The sequence below is a fragment of the Bacteroidota bacterium genome (assembly GCA_016718825.1).
Classification (GTDB): Bacteria; Bacteroidota; Bacteroidia; order J057; family JADKCL01; genus JADKCL01.
This window is the reverse complement of sequence record JADKCL010000003.1, coordinates 290,684-308,851: the sequence shown is the minus strand read 5'-3', so window position 1 is coordinate 308,851 and position 18,168 is coordinate 290,684. Positions and strand designations below refer to the sequence as shown.

Below are 18,168 nucleotides of genomic sequence, written 5' to 3'. Positions count from 1 at the left end.
TATGAAAAAGCTTCTATTCATTTTCTCCCTGTGTTTTTTGACGGTGGGCAGCCTTGCAGCTCAGTGTCTGAACACCTCGCAGTTTGGGTCGGCAACGATCAATACTGCCGGCGCGGTGGTGACCGTTTCTACCTGCTCTTTTGACGGGGAGTTTTCCCCGATTTCAGGAGCGGTTTCGGGTCAGACCCTGAAATTTACCCATTCTACAGTCGGTGGTGTGATTACGATTCGCAGTGGCAGCTCAAATGGCCCGGTTGTGGCCTTTGGCGCATCTCCGCTTACCTTCGTCAACACCTTCACGGGAACATTGTATGCACACTGGAACTCTGCAGGCTGCGGTTCTGCAAGCTCATGCCGTGTCACCACCGTGCAATGTGCGAGCTGCACTACGCCGGTTCCAGTGGACCCATGTACTGCAGTGACTGCCATCAACTGCGGTGTAAACCAGACTTTCACCTTGGATGGTGCCGGTTTGTGGAGCCCAGGTTCATGCGGATTCACAACTCCGGGTGCTGAGCGCATCTATTCTTTCAACGTTCCTTCTTCGGGAGCATATACGTTGACCGTCTCTGGCGGTACCGGCGGTTTTGTGGATTACTTCTACAAATCAACAGCCGGTGGCTGTAGCTCCACAGGCTGGACATGTATCGACGACATTTCCGGTAGCGGAACTGTGACCTTTACCTTGGCTGCCGGAAATTACTACCTGCTTGCCGATGCCGAAGGCACCACTTCCCGTACCCAGACATTTAACATCAGCTGTGCACCAGCCTTTGATCCATGCGCCAATACGGCAGCCGTGGTTTGCGGCGGTTCACAGACGACTACCCTGGTCGGCAACGGCGGCGGTTGGAGCCCCGGTTCATGCGGCTTTTCGACACCCGGTGCAGAGGCAGTTTATACCTTTACCGCACCGACGACCGGCGTCTACACCTTGAATGTTTCTGGTGGAACGGGCGGCTATGTCGACTATTTCTTCAAAGCGGCAGGAGCAGGTTGTGGCGCCACGGGTTGGACATGTATTGATGACATCTCCATCAGTGGAACGGTTACATTTTCACTGACAGCCGGCAACTACTTCATTTTGTTGGATGGCGAAGGGACTACTTCAAGAACGCAAACTTGGAGCATTGCTTGCCCATCACCTGCACCTGCGAATGACCTTTGCAGCGGCGCGATCAGCATTGCCTGCGGTTCGACAGTGTCAGGAAACACCACCAATGCAACTGCAGACGCAGCTCCTAGCTGCAACGGCTTTACGGTCGGAACAGGTGGTGGTCTCTGGTACACGTTCCAAGGCACGGGTGGTTTTGTCACCTTGAGCCTCTGCGATCCTTCGACGACTTATGATTCGAAATTGCATGTCTATGAAGGTTCTTGCACCAATCCGCTTTGCGTAACTGCAGACGATGATGCATGTACTTCGCCAGGTTTGGCATCAACGGCCACATTCTGTACCACACAAGGTGTCACATACTACGTATTGGTAAACGGTTTTCTTTCTGCAACAGGTCCATTTGCCTTAAGCATGAGCTGTGCAGCTCCAACGGTGACGATCAACGCAGTTGGTCCGTTTTGCGAAGGTGATGCAGCTGTGACTTTGAGCGCCGACTACGCTGGCGGTACTTTCAGCGGTGCTGGCGTGTCAGGCAATACCTTCACCCCATCTGCTGCTGGTCCTGGAACCCATACCATTACCTACACCGTTTGCAACGTGACCGCAACCACGACCGTCGTCGTGACTGCTTCTCCTGCAAATGACTTGGTTGCAAATGCAGCACCCATGGCTTGCGGCACTACCGTGAGCGGCAACACATCTTGCGCAACTTCCGAAACCCTCGGCGTTTGCGGAACCACAGACGGCACCGGCGGCGGTGTCTGGTATGTCATGCCCGGCAATGGCAATCAGATCACGTTGACGACCTGCAACGCAGGCACCGACTTTGATACCAAGCTCCGTGTTTACACCGGTAGCCCTGCTTCCTTGACCTGCTTGACAGGCAATGACGACATCGGCGGTGGTTGCTCTACAGGACCTGGCTCGCCGAGCTTCAAGTCTTCTGTGACGTGGTGCTCGACCCCGGGTGTGGACTACTACATCTTGGTACATGGTTTCAGCAGCGCAGAAGGCAACTTCACGCTCGAATCCAGCTGCTCACCTGTTGCACCTGTGATCGCTTGCTCCGGCAATGTCACAACCAACTTGGATGCCAATTGCAGCCTTGCAATTGCTGACTACACCGGCTTGACCTCTGCTTCTGACGATTGCGGTCCTGTGACCGTCACTCAGTCACCTGCAGCAGGTACCGTGCTCTCCGGCGCAGGTGACAACACGATCACCTTCACGGCAACCGACGCGGGTGGCAACACAGCCACATGCAGCATCATCTTGACCTTGAATGATGTAACGCCTCCGACAGCCATCTGCCAGCCGTTCACGGCTCAATTGGATGCCAATGGCAGCTTCACTTTGTCGGCTTCTGACATCAACAATGGCAGCAATGACGCTTGTGGCGTTGCCTCTGCAACGATTGCACCAACCAGCTACAGCTGTGCAAACGTAGGCGGTCCTTATGTCGTGGTCCTCACGGTCACCGACGTCAATGGCCTTGTCAGCACATGTACTTCTGACGTTACCGTGCAAGACAATGTTGCTCCAGTGATCACTTGCCCAGCCAACATCAACGTGACGGCACCATTGGGTCAGTGCAACACAACGGTTACCTATGAGGTGACTTCAACGGATGCTTGCGGTTCTTCTGTGACGAGCGTCATTCCTGCTTCTGGCAGCGTATTTGGCCTTGGCACAACCACTGTGAATGCAGTGGCAACGGACGTGAACGGCAATACTTCTGCATGTAGCTTCACTGTAAGCGTTGCTGGCGACGGAATCATCACCCTTTGGGGCGTACCTTGCGATGTCAGAAAACGTTGCGATCAAATTCCAAATGCGCCAGGCATTGTAGCTTGCCCATCCAACGGCAATGGCGGCTCAGGTAGCGGCTCTGGCAGCGGTAGCGGTCATCATGGCAGCGGCTCTGGCAGCGGTAGCGGCTCCGGTTCACATCAGTGCAACTATGGCAACGGTGGCAGCGGAAGCGGCCACGGTGGCTCCGGTTCCAATGGCAACTATGCTGGTTACAATGGCTACATGACCAATCCTTGCGGTACCGGCGGCTCTGGCTCAGGTTCAGGCAGCGGCAGCGGTCATGGCGGCTCCGGCTCTGGCTCAAATTGCAATGTCTATTGCGTCAGCCACAGCTGCGGCGTTTATGCAACCAGCCTTTGCGGCCCATGCCCAACGGTCACGTTCAATGAGACGATTGTCCCGGGAACTTGTGCCAACAGCTATACCATCGTGCGTACTTGGACTGCAACTGATACCTACGGTAACTCAGTTTCCCAGTCACAAAACATCACGGTGTATGACGACGTCCGTCCAAGCATCAACTGCCCCAACAACATCACGGTTTGTGTCCCCAACAATGGTCAAGGCAGGACGGTGAACTTCAACGTGACAGCGTCTGACAACTGTGGTGCTGCTACGGTGGTTTCCACGCCAGCCGCGGGCTCCTTCTTCCCAGTCGGAACCACTTGGGTCACTTCAACCGCTACGGATGCATGCGGCAATACACGTTCATGCACCTTCCGCGTGAAGGTCGAGCGTCGCAACAACTGCAACAGCCGCCTCACTGGCGAGCCTGAAGCCGGAGATGAAAAGGAAATTCTGCCAGCGTTGTCGATCTCGGCATTCCCGAATCCAACCAACGGTATGGTGGACGTCGAAATCTCTTGCAACGATTGTAGCGCTGATGCCACATATCCAATGACGGTCACTGACCTCTATGGAAAAGTGGTGTTCAAGCAAGACATCGTCATTGCAGATGGCCAAGCCACTACGAAGTTGGATCTTTCCAATTTCGCTTCTGGCATGTACATGATCAACGTCAATAACCTTACGACCCGTGTCGTGAAGGAATAGGCATTGGTTGATTGATAAATGATTTTGAATGCAAGAGGCTGTCTCCCAAAAGGGGCAGCCTCTTGGCATTTGGTGGGTTGCCTCAACACACTGTGTTTTGCGCTTCGTTTTGAAAGTGGCCGAAACGGTAAATATTTTTTTCACCTGTTTGGGCGAATATTCACATTTGTTCAGGTCTGATTGATGTTCATTTGTTTTGGATGTTAATATAATTCCAGAATAATATTTTGTATGCGATGCGCTGAAAGTAAATTTTTAAAATAAAATTTTGCTATTGTCAAATTCAACCCGTTATCTTTGCGTCAGTTCTTTTAAAAGCTATCCTATCAAGAAAGGTGGAGGGAATGGGCCCGATGAAACCTTGGCAACCTACGCGTCCTGGTGTTCGATACTGATCGAAACAGGAACAAGCAAGGTGCCAAATCCCACTCTGATTCCCCGGCGGAATCGGAGAGAGATAAGTTGGTGTTAAAAGCCAATCTGCGAAAACGCTGAATCTCTTCTGAAAGCCGGAAGGGATTTTTTGTTTTTTGCAGGAAATCAGAATTCAAGACAGGTAGCGGAGGTAATTGAGAATTGATAATTCAGAATTGAGAATGGAGAATTTCCACGGGGATTTCCATTGCCTTTTCGATCCTTCAATTTTCAAAAAACCATTCTCCATTTTCCATTTTTCATTCTCCATTGTTATGAATTTTGACACAAAAGTTATCCATGCTGTACCTGTTGATCCATTGACCGGCGCAATTTCAGTTCCCATTTATCAGACCTCTACATTTGTGCAGGAGGCACCCGGCGTGAATCAGGGTTTTGACTACGGCCGCACCGGCAATCCGACGCGGAAAGTCCTTGAAAATCTGATTGCTGAGCTCGAAGGCGGGCATTCCGGATTTGCATTTGGCAGCGGATTGGCGGCGATTGATGCGGTCATCAAACTCCTGAATGCAGGCGACGAAGTGCTCGCGGTCGATGACATCTACGGTGGCACTTACCGCATTTTTACGGGCATTTACAGCCGCTTGGGAATTGATATTCAATATGTTGACACGACTTCCGTGGAGAATGTCGCCGAAGCGATCAGCAGCAAGACGAAATTTGTATGGTTGGAAACGCCGACGAATCCCACGCTCAAGGTGAGCGACATCGCCGAAATCGCCAAGATTGCCCATGCAAACGGCGCTTTGCTCGTGGTAGACAATACATTCGCGTCTCCGGCCTTGCAGCGTCCGCTGGATTTGGGGGCGGATATTGTGGTGCATAGTGCCACCAAATATTTAGCCGGTCACAGCGATGTCGTCGCCGGATTGGTGGTCGCCAAAGACCCTGAGATTGCCGCCCAGATCAAATACATTCAAAATGCCTCCGGCGCGATTTTGGGCCCCTTTGACAGCTGGCTTTGCATCCGCGGCATTGAAACCCTCAACCTCCGCATCGAGCGTCAAAGCCAAAATGCGCAGGCCATCGCCGAATTTTTGCAAGCCCATCCGGCCGTCGCCAAAGTGCATTATCCGGGATTGGAAAGCCATCACAATCATGGAGTTGCGAAGCAGCAGCAGCGTTTGTTCGGAGGTGTTTTGAGCCTGAGCTTTCAGGACGACCGCTTGGAAACGGCCAAGGCCTTCGTGACGCAGACCAAGCTCTTCAAACTCGCCGAAAGCCTCGGCGGTGTCAAAAGTTTGCTTTGTCATCCGGCCACCATGACCCATGCGAGTGTGCCTGCCGCCAAAAGACAAGCCGCAGGCGTCAACGACAGCCTCGTGCGCCTCAGCTGCGGCATCGAGCATGTCGATGACCTCATCCAGGATATTGCGCAAGCGCTGGAAATAATTGAGAATGAAGAATTGAGAACTGCGAAGCACATCACGTCAGTAAACCCGAAGGGTTCAGCGAAGCTAATTGAAAATGCCGCTGTCGCCCGTTAGCAAAACATCTCAACCCTTATTTCTCACTTTTAACTTATCACTTTTAACTTTTCACTTCCATGTCAAGAGCACATTTAAATATCGGCTTGTTCGGTTTCGGGACTGTGGCACAAGGGTTTGTGGCCGCGCTGGAACAAGCAAAAGGCATCTCTGCCAATATTTCAAAAATCGTTGTGCGTGATGGCGGTAAGGCCCGCAGTTTGCCCGCCGAACTGTTCACGACCGACCGCAATATCGTTTTGCGCGATCCGCACATCAATGTCATTGTCGAGTTGACCGACGATGCCGACGCAGCATTCGAAATTGTCAAAGCCGCCCTCGAAAACGAAAAAGCCGTGATCACGGCCAACAAGCGCCTGATAGCCGAGCATTTCGCGGAATTGGTGGCCTTGCAACGCAAACATGGCCTACCCATCCTATATGAAGCAGCCGCTTGTGGGAGCATTCCGATCATCCGGAACCTCGAGGAATACTACGACAATGACCTGCTCAAGGGCCTCGAAGGCATCTTCAACGGAAGTTCGAATTTTGTCCTGAGCAAGGTTTTCCGGGATGGACTGAGTTTTCAGGATGCTTTGGAATTGGCATTCGACGAAGGATTTCTGGAATCTGACCCGCGTTTGGACCTCGAAGGCATCGATGCGGCCTACAAATTGTCGATTCTGATTGCCCATGCATTCGGGGTGATTGTGGCACCGGAGGATATTCCTGCATTTGGCATCTCCAATTTGGGAAATCCGGAACTGCGCTTTGCAAGGGAAAATGGATGGAAATTGAAGCTCGTGGCGCGGGCAGCAGCCGATGGAGACCGAATCAGGGCGGTGGTGGCGCCGCAATTCGTGGCACCTAGTCATCGTTTGTATTCCGTTGAAGAAGAGTACAATGCGGTCGTTTTGGAAGGCGCCTTTCTCGAAGGGCAAATGTTGCTCGGCAAGGGAGCCGGTAGCCATCCGACCGGTTCGGCGGTGCTGAGCGACCTGAGTGCGATCAGCTATGGGTACGGGTATGAATACCGCGAGCTAGGAGCAGAATTTTCTGAATTTGGAGAATCAGGGATAGGGGTGAATTCAGCCAAAGAGGGCAACTCGGGAGATGCTGGAAAACTTGGTTCGGCTTTGAATTTGGGCTTTGAGGTGCGGGTATATTTCCGGTATGCGGATGTCGGGGTGCTGAGTGAGATTCAATTCATTGAGATAGAAGAAAGTTTCCGCAGCCGTGAATACGCGTACCTGACGGGGCGCGTGCGCCTCAGTGAGCTCCTGCGCCTGCAACGTGCGGGAAAGTGGAAGGATGTGTTTTTTGCCTTGCTTCCTGAGGAGAAAAACAGTGTGAGAGTGAGTGTGAGAGCGGAAGCAGAAGGGGTGGTATTGGTTTGATTTCTAGTGTTTAAGTTCATGTAAAAGCCAAAAGAGCGCCCAGTTTTGCGGCGTTCTTTTGTTGCTATTAGCTCCAGCTGATTGGATTTCTTTTCATATCAAATACACGAAGGATTCTGATTTCTTCTTCCGCAACCTCATAAACAACGCGGAAATGGCCTAGAAGAATGCAGCGTACGTTTTCCTCCATTTTTCCAATGACCACATCCTTCATTCCCAAATAAGGTAAAAATCCAAGTTGGTCAGTTTGATTTAGTATATTGCTATGCAATTGATCAGCAACCAACTGCGAAGTAATCAGTGCTTGAAAGGCGCAAATCTTGTCTAGGTCAATCTCGGCTTCTTCGGTCCACTGTACCCTAAGCGGGCGTTGATTTGGTTCGGTTGGCATAGCGAGTTCTGATTTCTTGGCTTGTGTACAAAGGACCTTTTCGTGCCGATTTCAGTCCGATTTCGACCTCCGTGCGATATTCTTCCTCCGTGATGGGTTGAATTTGATCGGAGCTGAATGGTAGCACTGATTCCAGTTCTTGCAAAATCCAATCTAGTAAGGCTCCGTTTTCGGATGCTTCTACCTTCTTGATGATTTCGAGCTTCGTCTTGCTTAACTTCAAATCCATATGGCTTCCTTTAAGGCAATTTTAGTATTTTTCAAGCTGAAAATCAACCGAGCCAAGGAACTTTTTTGTTGCATCTTCCGCGATCCTAAGTGTATTTTCTTCAGGAGACCGCTATTTCTGCCCTACTTACATTAAATCGGTCCATATTCAGAACATCTGCGAGCGCATCTGGTATCAGCTTTCGGTAAACGACAGATACCAGGGGCCCTACCGCCAAACTCACATCGCCCGAAACAGCTTCACCAGCATGATCACCCCGCTCACAGCCAAAATCACGATCAGCAGGTACCGCACCACCAGATTTGCTTTCGGGCTTTTCCCGAGGAATCTTGCGGCAAACCAAGCGCCGGCACTTTGGGCGACCATGACCACCAAGCCGATTTCCCAGTTGATTTCGTCGTAGTAGATATAGATGGCAAGGGCGGGAATGGTGAAGAAAAACACGATCAGGTTTTTCAGCAGGTTGGCGTATTGAAGGCTGCGTTCGGCAATGAGAACGATGGCACTCAAGATGAAAATGCCGGTTCCGGCTTGGATGAATCCGCCGTAGAAGCCCAAGATGAAGAAAATCACAATCAGCAGTGGCTTCCTGTGAAATTCCTCGGAGACGCTTTTTTCCCGCATCCACTTCTCGCTGTTGCGTGCAATGGGGTAGATCATCAACAACATCACGACTGCAATCACGCCTTCCAAGACCTTCGGGTTCAGGTGGCTCGCAAGCAATGCCCCGCCCACCGAACCGATCATCGAGGGAATGATCAGGATTTCGGAGCCTTTGAGGCTGACATTGGATTGACGCTTGAGCATGAATGAGCCGACCAACGTCTGCGCGAAAATGCCCAAGCGGTTAGTGCCATTGGCAACATCGGCAGGGAGGCCCAGGAAGATAAAAAAGGGTGTAATCAGAAGGGTGCCGCTGCCGGCGAGCGTGTTGACAAATCCAGTGAGAATTCCTATTCCAATGGCCAAAAGGTAGTGGTATCCTTCCATCGGCGGGCAAATTCGACAATTTTCGCATCTAGACCACGTAATGTAGTCATCGGCCGACCGCTATTTTTTTGGACTTTTTTTCTACATTGCATTCTATTGTAGGTCCCATCAGCGGGAAAGGATCGGAAAAAAGAACCCAAAAAGTTGAAAAACATGCAATTTCGAGGCATTTGGTTTGTCTTGCTCTTTGTCGGCCTGTTTTGTTTCGGTAAAATGAACGCTCAAGGAAACTGTTCCTACGTCGTTATTTCGACAGGAACATACACCCTTGGGCAGATTGATGCGGCATTTAGTGCTGCAAATTTGGATTCGTATCGCAAAAAAACGGTTCGCCGCACTATGTTGTTCAACAATGGTGCTGAAGTACATTTGCTTTCAGCTTCTGAAATGCAAACGAACAATTGTTTGGTGAATGGCGCACTTGCCATGGATGATAACACGCCGCTTGATCCGGATCGCCGATTTGAAATTCACCCGGCCGGCGTGATTTATGAATCGGTTCAAGCGACTTACAAACATTGAGATTTTCCCAACAATCGTTTTCTGCTATGCAAATTCGACGACTAAAATACCTTCTTGCAACATTGCTACTTTGCGTTGGGACTTTGGCCTTTGCGCAACCTGCCAATGACAATTGTGCGACGGCGCAAAACATAGGAGCGTTGCCAACACCGCAAAGTTGCACTGCGGGACCGATTCCGACGCGCGGGGTTGGCGCGGCCGTGACGACCAATTCGACCAATCTTGCTGCAACTGCAAGCAGTCCTTATCCCTCGATGCTTGGCTGTCAGCAGGGAAATGCAAGCACGGCTTCACCCGCATCCGACGTTTGGTATCAGGTGACTTTGACGGGTTCGGAACTCAACGTGAACATCACAGGCGGCATTAACAACCCCAATTTTGCGCTCTGGCAAGGAGGTTGCGGTGCACTTGTCGGGATGGGTTGTGCTACTGGCAATGCAAGTTCATTGACAACGACCTTCACTGGGTTGCTTCCCGGGACGTATCTCATACAGATTTCTGGCGGGAACATTGGTGACCGAGGGAACTTCTCAATGACCCTTTCGAATGACAATAACTGCGCAGCATGTCTTGTCAATCACACGTTTACAGTGAACCCTTTGCCTACGAATGGCTTTTATCAAGCTGGAACGGTCGTGGATTTTTGTTTTACGGTAACCGGCTGGAATCAGCAAAGCGCGAATTGGCTTCACGGTGTCGAATTGACCTTCGGATCAGGATGGAATCCGGCAACCATCGTCCCGACAGCTCCTGCATCCAGTTGCGATGGAACGGTCGGCACATGGGCTTGGTATCCAGGAGGTTGCACGAGTACAGCAACTGGAAATGTTTGGGGAAACGGCTTCTATTTTGACCGGAACAATGATGGAAACCCTGGCAACAACTTCGGAGACAACTGCCTTACAACCTCTCCGGGAATTGGAGATTGGGTGTTTTGCTGGCGCATCACGACGGATGCTTGCGGCATCCCTGGATTCAACCCCGATTTGAGCATCAGTGTCAATACATTGGCAGACGGCGAATCTGGTTCTTGGGGAAGCATTGCCTGCCAAAACGACCCGGATATCTTCTTCAGCGCACAAATTACTTGCTGTCCTGAACCAATTATCGCCAATACGAATGTACTGTGCAACGGCGCGTGTACGGCAACCGCCACGGCAACGGGACAAGGAACAGGACCATGGAACTATACCTGGATCAATACTGCGGGTAACACTACGATTCGTACTGCAAACGGAATCGCGGGAGCTGATAATATTACCGGCTTATGTGCCGGAACCTATATCGTGCGCACTTTCGATGTATTTGAAGGCTGTACCGCTCAGGATACGTTTGTTGTGACCCAGCCTGCTGCCATCACGGGTACACCAGCTGTCGTCAACGTGCTTTGCAACGGCGGCAACACCGGTTCGATCACCATCAACGGTACCGCAGGTGGCGTCGGTCCGTATCAATACAGCCTCAACGCCGGTCCGTTTGGCGGATCGAATGTCTTCGGCGGATTGACAGCCGGCACTTACACCGTGACGATTCGGGATGCCAATCTTTGTACAGTCACCCTGACCAATATTGTCGTCAATCAACCTGCCGTATTGAATGGCACCCCTGTGGTAGTCAACGTCCTCTGTAACGGCGGCAACACCGGTTCGATCACGATCAATCCCACAACAGGAGGCGTCGGACCTTATCAATACAGTTTAAATGCAGGTCCATTTGGCGGATCGAATGTCTTTGGTGGATTGACAGCTGGTACTTACACCGTTACGATTCGGGATGCCAACCTCTGTACGCGGATTTTGACCAATATTGTTGTCAACCAACCTGCTGTGATCACCGGCACTCCCGCCGTGGTCAACGTCCTTTGCAATGGTGGAAACACGGGGTCGATCACGATCAATGGCACTGCCGGAGGCGTGGGACCTTATCAGTATAGCTTGAATGCAGGCCCTTTTGGCGGATCGAATGTCTTTGGCGGATTGACTGCTGGAACCTACACAGTTACGATTCGGGACGCCAACCTTTGCACAGTAACCTTGACGAATATTGTTGTCAATCAGCCGGCAGCAATCACGGGTACCCCTGCTGTCGTGAACGTCCTCTGCAACGGCGGCAACACCGGTTCGATCACGATCAATGGCACCGCAGGCGGCGTCGGGCCTTACCAATATAGCTTGAATGCCGGTCCTTTTGGTGGATCGAATGTCTTCGGCGGTTTGCCGGCTGGAACATACACAGTGACAATTCGGGACGCCAACCTTTGCACAGTTACCTTGACAAATATTGTTGTCAATCAGCCCGCTGCCATCACGGGTACACCAGCTGTCGTCAATGTGCTTTGCAACGGTGGCAACACCGGTTCGATCACGATCAATGCCACCGCGGGTGGGGTAGGACCTTATCAATACAGCCTCAACGCCGGTCCGTTTGGCGGATCCAATGTCTTTGGCGGATTGACAGCAGGCACGTACACGGTCACGATTCGCGATGCCAATCTCTGCACGGTGACATTGACGAATATCATTGTCAATCAGCCTGCTGTGATCACGGGCACACCTGCCGTTGTCAACGTCCTCTGCAACGGTGGCAACACCGGTTCGATCACGATCAATGCCACCGCCGGTGGCGTCGGACCCTACCAATACAGCTTGAGCGGCGGCCCATTCCAAGGTTCGAATGTCTTTGGTGGATTGACGGCAGGCACGTACACGGTCACCATTCGAGATGCAAATCTCTGCACGGTCACACTGACGAATATCGTTGTGAATCAGCCTGCTGTGATCACCGGCACACCCGCCGTGGTCAACGTCACTTGCGGCTCCAACAACGGTTCGATCACCATCAACGGCACTTCCGGTGGCGTAGGACCTTACCAATACAGCCTTAATGCGGGTCCATTTCAGGGTTCCAATGTTTTCGGTAGCCTTGGTGCGGGAACCTATACGGTGACGATTCGCGATGCGAATCTTTGCACAATCACCCTGACCAATATCGTGGTGAGTTCCCCGGCTGCGCTCGCGGGCACACCTGCGGTCGTGAACGTCCTCTGCAACGGCGGCAATACCGGTTCGATCACGATCAACGCCGTCTCCGGCGGAACTGGACCCTACCTATTTAGCCTCAACGCTGGACCATTTGGCGGATCCAACGTATTTGCGGGCCTCACGGCCGGTACCTATTCGGTGACGATTCAGGATGCCAACTTGTGTACGCTCACGCTCAATAATATTGTCGTCAATCAGCCCGCCGCCATCACCGGCACACCGGCTGTCGTCAATGTGCTTTGCAACGGCGGCAACACCGGTTCGATCACGATCAATGCCACCGCCGGTGGGGTAGGACCTTATCAATACAGCCTCAACGCCGGTCCGTTTGGCGGATCGAATGTCTTTGGCGGCTTGACAGCAGGCACGTATACGGTCACGATTCGCGATGCCAATCTCTGCACCGTGACACTGACGAATATCGTGGTGAATGAGCCTGCTGTGATCACGGGCACGCCTGCCGTGGTCGATGTCCTTTGCAACGGTGGCAACACCGGTTCGATCACGATCAATGCCACCGCCGGTGGCGTCGGACCCTACCAATACAGCTTAAGCGGCGGTCCCTTCCAAGGCTCGAATGTCTTTGGTGGATTGACGGCCGGAACCTACACGGTCACCATTCGCGATGCCAACCTTTGCACCGTAATTTTGACCAATATCGTTGTGAATGAGCCTGCCGTGATCACCGGTACACCCGCTGTGGTCAACGTCACTTGCGGCTCCAACAACGGTTCGATCACCATCAACGGTACTTCCGGTGGTGTAGGACCGTACCAATACAGCCTCAATGCGGGTCCATTTCAGGGTTCCAATGTTTTCGGTAGCCTTGGTGCGGGAACCTATACGGTGACGATTCGTGATGCGAATCTTTGCACAATTACCCTGACCAATATCGTGGTGAGTTCGCCGGCGGCGCTCGCGGGCACACCTGCGGTCGTGAACGTCACCTGCAACGGTGGCAACACCGGTTCGATCACCATCAACGCCGTCTCCGGCGGAACTGGACCCTATCAATTCAGCCTGAATGCTGGACCATTTGGCGGATCCAACGTATTTGCGGGCCTCACGGCCGGAACCTATTCGGTGACGATTCAGGATGCCAACTTGTGTACGCTCACGCTCAACAATATTGTCGTCAACGAACCCGCTGCTATCACGGGTACCCCGGCTGTCGTCGATGTCCTCTGCAACGGCGGCAACACCGGTTCGATCACGATCAATGCCACCGCAGGTGGCGTAGGACCTTATCAATACAGCCTCAACGCTGGACCTTTTGCCGGATCGAATGTCTTTGGCAGCTTGACAGCAGGCACGTATACGGTCACGATTCGCGATGCCAATCTCTGCACCGTGACACTGACGAATATCGTTGTGAATGAGCCCGCTGTGATCACGGGCACACCTGCCGTGGTCGATGTCCTTTGCAACGGTGGCAACACCGGTTCGATCACGATTAATGCCACCGCCGGTGGGGTAGGACCTTACCAATACAGCTTGAGCGGCGGACCATTCCAAGGGTCGAATGTCTTTGGTGGATTGACGGCAGGAACCTACACGGTCACGATTCGGGATGCCAACCTTTGCACCGTTATTTTGACCAATATCGTTGTGAATGAGCCTGCTGTGATCACCGGTACCCCCGCCGTGGTCGACGTCACTTGCGGCTCCAACAACGGTTCGATCACCATCAACGGCGCTGCGGGCGGGGTCGGACCTTACCAATACAGCCTCAATGCAGGCCCATTCCAGCTTTCGAATGTCTTTGGCAGCTTGGGCGCAGGTACCTACACGGTGACAATCCAAGATGCGAATCTTTGCACAATCACCCTGACCAATATCGTGGTGAGTTCGCCGGCTGCACTTGTGGGTACGCCTGCGGTCGTGGATGTCACCTGCAACGGCGGCAACACCGGTTCGATCACCATCAACGCCGTCTCCGGCGGAACTGGACCCTATCAATTCAGCTTGAATGCTGGACCATTTGGCGGATCCAACGTGTTTGCGGGCCTCACGGCCGGTACCTATTCGGTGACGATTCAGGATGCCAACTTGTGTACGCTCACACTCAATAATATTGTAGTCAACGAACCCGCGGCTATAACCGGGACCCCGGCTGTCGTAGATGTCCTCTGCAACGGCGGCAACACCGGTTCGATCACGATCAATGCCAGTGCAGGTGGGGTAGGACCTTATCAATACAGCCTCAACGCCGGTCCGTTTGGCGGATCGAATGTCTTTGGCGGATTGACAGCAGGCACGTACACGGTCACGATTCGCGATGCCAATCTCTGCACCGTGACATTGACGAATATCGTTGTGAATGAGCCCGCTGTGATCACGGGCACACCTGCGAGCACGGATGTGACTTGCAACGGCGCCAATGATGGTATTGTGAGTTTGAATGGTGTAACGGGCGGTGTAGCACCTTATCAATACAGCTTGAATGGTGGCCCTGCGCAATCCGGCAATACATTTTCTGGTCTCGCACCCGGTACTTATTCCATTGGCGTCACCGACACCAACGGATGTGTTCTGGTCTTCAATGGTTTGGTCGTCGCTGAGCCCGCACCTCTTGCAGCCAACGATTCGACAGTAACCTCATCTTGTGTCCCGGGCAACGACGGCGAGATCTGGATATTGAATACAACGGGTGGAACGCCTGTCTATCGTTTCAGCTTGGATGGCGGGCCATTGCAGCCGGGCAACAGCTTCACGGGTGTATCCGGGGGCGCCCATGTGGTGGTGGTCACCGATCAGAATGGCTGCACATTGACGCTCAATGTCAACGTTCCGATTCCGGGTGGGCTTATTGCTACGGATTCGTTGTCCATGGTAAGTTGTAACACGGGTAGCGATGGCGAAATTTGGGTTCTTGCCACCGGTAGTAATGCACCCTTCCAATACAGCCTCAATGCCGGTCCACTTCAGTTGGCAAATAGTTTTACCGGCTTGCCGGCTGGAAATTACTTGGTGGTGACACAAGATCAATTGGGCTGCACAGATACCCTGATGGTCCAAATTACCGAGCCCAACGCCCTCTCTGCAGTTGATTCTGTTGTCGGACTTTCTTGCGAACCCTTGGGACTGGGTGAAATCTGGGTCAACAATGCACAAGGTGGAACGGGACCTTATCAATACAATCTCAACGGCGGTCCGCTTCAATCCAATCCGGATTTTACGGCCTTGGGAGCCGGGACCTTTGTCATTGGCCTTACCGATGCAAATGGTTGCAGCGTGGTCGTGGATACGGTGGTGATTGATTCCCTGGTTCCGATCCAAGCCAGTATTTTCATTAACGATGTCACTTGCAATGGCGATGCCAACGGTGAAATCGGGTTTCTTCCTGTTTCCGGAGGTTTGCCGCCTTATAGCTACAGCATCGACAGTTTGACATGGACCAATAACAATTTGTTTGGCGGCCTTAGCGGAGGAATTTATACCGTTTGGGTCAAGGACAGCTTGGGTTGTACATTCGCGATTACCGATACCGTTGGCGAACCAGCAGCGTTGTCCATTCAGCCGATTTTGACCTTGCCGACATGTAATTCAACATCAGGGGCAATTCATTTGACCGTGACAGGTGGCGTTTCGCCCTATATTTATCATTGGGGGAACGGCTCCACAGCTGACAGTTTGGTTGGAATCGGTGTAGGAACCTACTTCCTCACCGTAACGGACAACCTATTCTGTGAAGATACCTTGGTCGTGAACTTGCCTGCGAATGGCGCGTCGCCGGTGGCTTCGATCATCGCGAGCAGCAACGTCAGTTGCTTTGGCAGGCAAGACGGTTGGGCTGTTGCCGGCGTTTCAAGTGGAACCGCACCGTTTCAATTTTTGTGGAATACGACCGTGCCAAGTACCAATGATACATTGTTGGGCGTAGGCGTGGGCGTTTGGACGGTGCAAGTCACTGATTCATTGGGTTGCACTTCGATAGACAGTATCAGCATCACCGAGCCGAATCCACTTGCGCTTGTTTTGGACAGCGTGGCTATTGTATGCTTCGCGGACACAAGCGGAGGACTTGTGGTCAATGTCACGGGAGGTACGCCAACCTATTCATTCCTGTGGAATACGGGTGACACGCTCAGCAGCCTCAATGGTCTCGGTGCAGGAAGCTACGCAGTGACGGCTACTGACGCCAACGGCTGCCAAATCACAGGCGCACAAACATTGACGGACCCATTGCCGGTGATCGCAGGATTTAATTCCAATCCGACAATGCCCGCACAATTGCAATTCCCCAACAATACGGTCACATTCTTGAATACGAGTCAGAATGCGAGTTTCTATGCTTGGGCATTTGGAGATGGCGGAATCGAATCGGCGGTGGATCCATTGCATACGTATGACATCCCCGGAACGTACTGTGTGACGTTGACAGCAAGCGACAGCGCAGGATGCACAGACACCGTCGAAATTTGCAACTTCGTCGTGCTCCCTCTGGAATTGGAAATTCCGAACACCTTTACGCCCAATAATGACGGGAGGAACGATTTCTTCGAAATTGTAGGAATCGGCCTGTATCCCAACAACCATTTGGCGGTCTTCAACCGTTGGGGTAATCTGGTCTATGAAAAGGATCAGTACGACAATACTTGGGCTGGTGACAACTACAAAAATGGCGCTCCTCTGCCGGATGGCGCTTATTACTACATTTTCACCACTGGGAAAGAAGGTGAGTCGGATATCTTGGGTGACATTGTGATTTTTAGATAATTGACAATGAGAATACATAGATCAAAATACAGATCGTGGAGCGGCGTATTGCTGGTCGGATGGATGATGTTGTTGGCTTTCGAAGGAAAGGCGCAGCAGGATCCGATGTTCAGTCAATACTACTTCAATCCATTGACCGTGAATCCGGCGTATGCCGGCAGTCGCGATGTGGTCTCGCTTACGGGCTTGGTGCGGCGCCAATGGCTGGGGATCGCCTCGGCACCCGTCACCGGCGGATTCAGCATCCATACGCCCGATGCAGCGCGCAAAAATGGATTCGGTTTGACGATCGTAAACGACCAATTGTCCTACATCGGCCAAACCTGGCTTTCAGGAGCCTATTCTTACCGCATTCCCATGGGCAAATACAAGCTGCAACTCGGCTTGCAAGGCACGCTCTACAATTGGCGGATCAACTGGAACAAAGCCCACATGATCGACCCCAATGACAATGTCCCCGCCATGTATGGCCGCAACTTGCTGCTGCCCAACGCGGGATTCGGCGCATTTTTCTATGGGGAAAAGCTCTTTGCGGGTCTCTCCATTCCGCACCTCTTGGTCAATTCGCTGGACAACAACCGTCCTGGGATCAGTTTGAATTCCAAGGAATCGGATATCGCAGCCTTGAAGCGCCACTTTTTCCTGATGGCCGGCTACGTCATCCCGATCGATCCGGATTTCAAAATCAAGCCCTCCGTTTTGCTGAAGCAGGTTTACGGTGCGCCGCTGGAACTGGACATCAACATGAACATGTATTTTGGGGGGAAATTTGGCGTCGGAGCAAGCTATCGCACCGGAGACGGCATCGTCGGCATCCTCGAATACCAATTCAACCGGCAGTTGCGGGCAGGCTATGCCTACGATTATCCCTTCACGGATCTGCGGAGGTTTACTTCCGGTTCGCATGAGTTGATGATCAGCTACGATTTTTCATTTGGCAATGAATCTGTGGTAAGTCCCCGGGTATTTTGAGCGGGAACCTATCAACCAAATTGG

Annotated in this window: 8 protein-coding genes and 1 riboswitch; of the genes, 6 read left to right on the top strand and 2 right to left on the bottom strand. The window is 52.3% G+C overall.

All coding sequences use genetic code 11. The annotated features are described in order from the left end of the window. Position 1: 1 nt before the first annotated feature. From IPN95_04960 to IPN95_04950, 3 genes are all read left to right on the top strand, one after another. Positions 2–3,982 carry an HYR domain-containing protein gene (locus IPN95_04960; GenBank protein MBK9448758.1) on the top strand — a complete coding sequence of 1,327 codons (3,981 nt, stop codon included), beginning with the start codon at positions 2–4 and terminating at the stop codon, positions 3,980–3,982. A gap of 320 nt (positions 3,983–4,302) precedes the next feature. Then, positions 4,303–4,446: riboswitch (SAM riboswitch) on the top strand. 225 nt (positions 4,447–4,671) lie between these two features. Continuing rightward, positions 4,672–5,904 carry a PLP-dependent transferase gene (locus IPN95_04955; protein MBK9448757.1) on the top strand — a complete coding sequence of 411 codons (1,233 nt, stop codon included), beginning with the start codon at positions 4,672–4,674 and terminating at the stop codon, positions 5,902–5,904. A gap of 59 nt (positions 5,905–5,963) precedes the next feature. Next, a complete protein-coding gene (locus IPN95_04950) occupies positions 5,964–7,280 on the top strand; it encodes a homoserine dehydrogenase (protein ID MBK9448756.1) in 1,317 nt (438 codons plus the stop codon). Positions 7,281–7,347: 67 nt separating this feature from the next. Here the strand turns inward: IPN95_04950 and IPN95_04945 are convergent, their stop codons facing one another. Next, positions 7,348–7,671, bottom strand: coding sequence for a type II toxin-antitoxin system RelE/ParE family toxin (locus IPN95_04945; GenBank protein MBK9448755.1), 324 nt, complete (start codon positions 7,669–7,671; stop codon positions 7,348–7,350). A 448-nt stretch (positions 7,672–8,119) separates the two neighbouring features. Then, positions 8,120–8,890: a sulfite exporter TauE/SafE family protein gene (locus tag IPN95_04940; protein MBK9448754.1), complete on the bottom strand. Its 771-nt coding sequence runs from the start codon at positions 8,888–8,890 to the stop codon at positions 8,120–8,122. A gap of 144 nt (positions 8,891–9,034) precedes the next feature. Here IPN95_04940 and IPN95_04935 point away from each other — a divergent pair, with 144 nt between their 5' ends. Genes IPN95_04935 through IPN95_04925 form a run of 3 tightly spaced genes read left to right on the top strand, consistent with a single transcriptional unit; the run spans position 9,035 to position 18,144 of the window. After that, entirely contained in the window at positions 9,035–9,412 is a 378-nt protein-coding gene (locus tag IPN95_04935; GenBank protein MBK9448753.1) for a hypothetical protein, read from the top strand. A 26-nt stretch (positions 9,413–9,438) separates the two neighbouring features. Continuing rightward, a complete protein-coding gene (locus IPN95_04930; GenBank protein MBK9448752.1) occupies positions 9,439–17,172 on the top strand; it encodes a gliding motility-associated C-terminal domain-containing protein in 7,734 nt (2,577 codons plus the stop codon). A gap of 6 nt (positions 17,173–17,178) precedes the next feature. Then, on the top strand, positions 17,179–18,144 hold the full coding sequence (locus IPN95_04925) for a type IX secretion system membrane protein PorP/SprF (protein ID MBK9448751.1): 966 nt from the start codon (positions 17,179–17,181) through the stop codon (positions 18,142–18,144). Positions 18,145–18,168 lie beyond the last annotated feature (24 nt).

Coding starts and splice junctions, on each gene's coding strand:
- IPN95_04960 (MBK9448758.1), top strand. CDS start 2: ATGAAAAAGCTTCTATTCATTTTCTCCCTGTGTTTTTTGACGGTGGGC.
- IPN95_04955 (MBK9448757.1), top strand. CDS start 4,672: ATGAATTTTGACACAAAAGTTATCCATGCTGTACCTGTTGATCCATTG.
- IPN95_04950 (MBK9448756.1), top strand. CDS start 5,964: ATGTCAAGAGCACATTTAAATATCGGCTTGTTCGGTTTCGGGACTGTG.
- IPN95_04945 (MBK9448755.1), bottom strand. CDS start 7,671: ATGCCAACCGAACCAAATCAACGCCCGCTTAGGGTACAGTGGACCGAA.
- IPN95_04940 (MBK9448754.1), bottom strand. CDS start 8,890: ATGGAAGGATACCACTACCTTTTGGCCATTGGAATAGGAATTCTCACT.
- IPN95_04930 (MBK9448752.1), top strand. CDS start 9,439: ATGCAAATTCGACGACTAAAATACCTTCTTGCAACATTGCTACTTTGC.
- IPN95_04925 (MBK9448751.1), top strand. CDS start 17,179: ATGAGAATACATAGATCAAAATACAGATCGTGGAGCGGCGTATTGCTG.